The sequence below is a fragment of the Extibacter muris genome (genome assembly GCF_004345005.1).
Taxonomy (GTDB): domain Bacteria; phylum Bacillota; class Clostridia; order Lachnospirales; family Lachnospiraceae; genus Extibacter; species Extibacter muris.
On record NZ_SMMX01000039.1, the window covers coordinates 1 to 4439 of the forward strand.

Consider the following 4439-nt stretch of genomic DNA (forward strand, 5'->3'; position numbering starts at 1 on the left):
CTATGCGCGAGTAATGGAGGTGTACCAGCAGTAGAAAGATGGAAATATAGAATTGATTGACCGGATTCATGCCGGTCTAATTGTCGTGGGAAAATATAGAAATAAAAATAATTTTAAAAACCTGCTATAAAGTCTTGACTTTTGTTAGCAGGTTTTTGTGATTTTAATTTTTTCAGTATGAAAATATTGGAGGTTGAAGTATAATACAGATGATAAACAAATTTAGAGAAATTAATTATTATGAGTCACTTTAGTAATTATAATAGAATTTGTCAGACGCTGTCTGACAAATTTAAGAGAGGGAGTATATGGACGAAATTAGATTAAATGTAATGTTAGAAGATTTAATTCTAAATATTGAGGAAACTGTGAAAAGGGCAAAAGAGAATTTAGCTGGCGCTGTTAATAGCACAATGACAGAAACCTATTGGCTTATAGGAAAATATATTGTGGAATCAGAGCAAAATGGAAATATGAAGGCTGCTTATGGGAGCAAATTGCTTACTACACTGTCTAAAGAATTGACTCTGCGTTTGGGTAAAGGTTATAGTCGGCCAAATCTGAATAATATGAGAAAGTTTTATTTAAGGTATCCAAACTATCATGCAGTATCTAATAAACTTAGCTCAATTCAGACGCCAGAGGATGTTATTAAGAACACATATACCTTGGAGTTTTTAAATATACCAGAACTGAAGCAATATTCAGAAGGGGATTTGGAGCAAAGAATCATTGATAATCTGCAAATATTTTTATTGGAACTTGGTAAAGGTTTTACTTTTGTTGGGCGGCAGTATAAAATTACGGTGAACAATATTCACTATCATGTGGATTTAGTTTTTTATCATCGTATTTTAAAATGTTTTGTGCTAATAGATTTAAAACGGAATTCGGTGAAACATGAGGACATAGGTCAAATGAATATGTACCTAGGATATTTTGCAATGGAAGAAAATATGCCCGATGACAATGCGCCGATTGGAATTATATTAAGCAAGAATAAGGATGAACTTCTAGTGGAATATGCTACTTATGGAATGGACAGTAATTTATTTGTTTCAAAATATGAATTATACTTGCCTAATAGATATGAATTGGAGAAGTTGGTATATAATATTTTGCATGAAGATATACAAAATGGGTAAAAAGTTGCTTTTTTAAAGTTAAAGATTTGTTATAGAAATGGACAGGTAGAGAAATGGATATTGAGAATTTGGGGACAAGCGCAGTGATAGATGCAATTGCAAGGACGGATTTTTTATCCCCATTTGTAAAGTCTGGTGATAAGGAGCCTTCTTGGGATGGCCATATATATGCTTTTTCGCATAAATCAAAGAAAAACGAATATTATAAAGGACGTGCTCCTGTGCAGATAAAGGGGAAATTATGTAAGAAGTTTTCTGAGGATGAGTTTCGATATCCGGTAAGAGCAGTAGATCTACACAGCTATCGTAAAGAAGGAGGAACAATATATTTTGTTGTGCAGATAAATATAGATGGCACTTGTAAGAAAATATATTATAATGCATTATTGCCATATACAATTAACCAGTTGCTTGAGAATGATGAAAATAATGGAAAATTATCTGTAACTATGTATGAGTTTCCAACTGAAAAAAATGAGATTACGAATATTGTTCTTGACTTTATAAGAGATAAAGATCGTCAGGATTTATTGAAATGTGGAAAGAATGTATCTATTGACTCTGTTGTACAGGGTATTGGCTTAGAAAATTTAAGCTTTGGATTTGCATATACTGGACTTGGATATGATTATAATAAGCCATACGAGTATTTATTTAACCATGATACATATTTATATGCAGAACAAAAGGAACTTAATTATCAAGTACCTATCTGTCATATGTGGAGAGTGAATGCTGCAAAGACAGAATTGAAAATACCTGTATGTGTAAACGGAAAAGAATATTTCAAAAGTTGTGAAATTGTTCATAGACCGGATAGAAATGAAATTCATTTTGGAAAAAGCATAGTATTTAAGGAACCACATATAGGTAATCCCAGCATGCTTTTTTCCCTAAAGGGGAATATAGATGAAAGAATTTCGGCAATTGAGTTTTTGCTTGCTATGGTTGAGAACCAGGAGATTGTTGTGGATGGTACTAGCATTAAAACTGAATTTTATGCACAGGAGATTAAAAAGTTTGGTATAAAGGAAAAAGAGGAACAGTTACAGCATTTAAAAATTGTCAAAGAGGTATTGGAATCTTTGGACGTTCAGGTTCCTTTAGAATATGATAACATAACGGGAAAAGATGAAATCTATATCAAAATGCTGGTACAGGGAATTAGATATGGTGATCTGATTAGTTTTAAAGATGAAAAAGTGCCTGCCATTGGGCATATCCCTATTGCAAATTTAAATATCATGCTTCATTTTATAGAATCGGCAGATGGAAAATATAAGATTGAAAATTTTGCTGATGATATAGCGGATTGTAGATCAGAGTATGCGGATGGGACGTTTTTTGATACTTCAAAATATACAATATTGCAGACAGATGATTTTATAAAGATATCTAATCTAAGATTTGACAAAATGGAGCAGGAATTATTCTCCATTGAGAACATGGGGCATTTTTGGCGTGTTAATCTCATGTTGTTAGAAATGATTAAGGCATATGACAAAACGAAACGTGACGTGCTTATCTACTCTGCGATAAGGATTGGCATATGGTTGTTAGAAAAATATGATGATATGGATATGGTGATTTTAAACGTTTATCAATGCTATTATCGAATTCGGAGATTGTCAGATGAAGAATTAGATATTTTGGAGGAGATTGCACAAAGAAGAAGGGACAATTTATCTATAATATTAGGGGCATATATATTGTTAGAGAACAATAGGAAGACAAAGAAGATTTGGAAGGTTATGGATCGGGAAGCAAAAAAAGAGTTTATAAAGTTTCCTATATATCATATATGGATGAATAGAGAAGATGAGAGTGTTTAAGGACTTGAAAGAAAGTTTAGCAGAATGGAGTAGAAAGACTTTTGGGGGAAGATTTTATCCCCCAAATGGAAAATGGCTATCCCCCAAATTTGAAAAATCAGAAATTGCAAATTTTAGAAAGCAAAATGAATATTCCCCAAAATAAAATTTGGGGGCATAGATTAAAAGGTAGTGAATTGGAATGTTTAGAAATTTTTGTAAAGCCAGTGAAATACATAGTTCCAGCGATATACGGCTGGAACTCAGAAAAGGGTAAGTTCGCAAAGCAGATGGGACAATAAGCGGATATTGTCAAAGATATTGTAGTATAAGAACCCTTGCAGATGGTGTATGCGCTGTTTGCAAGGGTTTTTTAGTGCAGCTTATGCGGCCTTGGTGCTCTCTTTTTTTATGTCTTTTAAGCAGAGGCCTGTATGCCCCCAAATTTTCACAAGCCCCTTTATTACCCTAAAAGAACCGGAAAGGATATGTCATGAAACAGAATAAGGTGTTATTGATTGATGATGACAAGGATTTATGTTTATTGATTGATAGAATTAATTCAGGAAAACTATGAAGTCATGATTTGCAATGATGGAAAGGCGGGAATAGACGCATTTCATAATAGTGAATACCAGATTGTCGTGTTGGATAGAATGCTTCCCGTGCTCAATGGATTTGTTTAACGGTGATACTGAATTAAATCATTCTTAATTTCAAGGGTCTTAAAATCAATCAGTCCTTGAGAACGGTATATGTTAGTGGAGCAGAAATCCGCTTAACGGCAAAAGAATTTGACTTATTTTTAAAGAGATGATATCAAGTAATCCAACAACTGATTTCAGTAGATGGGTGCACTTTTCCAATATATTTAGTGCATTATTCCTGTCTATTGCAAGCGGCTTTGTATTGACATTCTTAATACAGCATGAATATGAGCATAAGACAATCATAAATGTATTGGCTGCACCAACATCAAGAACAACGTTTATTATGTCAAAGCTAGTAGTTTGGTTATTATGGTATGTCGTAATACTGGGGATTAGTATACTCATCCTGATAGTTGGAGGCAGTATTCTTTTTCCTGATAATTTTGGAATAAACGAAATACAACTTATATTATCAACGGCAGCAAATACGCGGATTTTAAGCTTTATTGCGACTTCTCCACTTCTGTATGATACCTTGGGCTGCGGTAATGGAGCTTGTTTTGCTCTCAAGAAACAAAATCAATAATTTCATATCAAAGTGGATAACTAATAAAGTATTGCACTTTTAATAGAAAAGAAAAAGCAGATACGCTGACCCCGTATTTGCTTTTTTATATGGATATAAAATATAGCCGCAATCTTTCGTAGAGCTCAATACTCCATGCATTAAGATTACTACAGATACCGATGGATTTCAAGTGCCTATCGGCGTATTCGGGTCTTTTTTTCGGATATTCTTCTAATCTCCGTACTTTTATCATGGAATTTCAGCT

The 4439-nt window shown here is 33.5% G+C and carries 4 protein-coding genes; all 4 read left to right on the forward strand.

Translation table 11 applies throughout. From position 1 onward, the window contains the following. The first annotated feature begins 308 nt into the window (after positions 1–308). The 4 genes from E1963_RS19060 (at position 309) to E1963_RS19080 (ending at position 4192) form a co-directional block, all read left to right on the forward strand. Positions 309–1145, forward strand: a complete 837-nt coding sequence (locus tag E1963_RS19060) for a PDDEXK nuclease domain-containing protein (protein ID WP_132281643.1) — start codon at positions 309–311, stop codon at positions 1143–1145. Between the two features lie 53 nt (positions 1146–1198). Continuing rightward, entirely contained in the window at positions 1199–2977 is a 1779-nt protein-coding gene (locus tag E1963_RS19065; RefSeq protein WP_132281646.1) for a hypothetical protein, read from the forward strand. Positions 2978–3042: 65 nt separating this feature from the next. After that, positions 3043–3258: a hypothetical protein gene (locus tag E1963_RS19070; protein WP_145964207.1), complete on the forward strand. Its 216-nt coding sequence runs from the start codon at positions 3043–3045 to the stop codon at positions 3256–3258. A 511-nt stretch (positions 3259–3769) separates the two neighbouring features. Then, positions 3770–4192 (forward strand): ABC transporter permease, encoded by a 423-nt coding sequence (locus E1963_RS19080; RefSeq protein ID WP_132281655.1) that lies wholly within the window; start codon positions 3770–3772, stop codon positions 4190–4192. Positions 4193–4439: the final 247 nt, after the last annotated feature.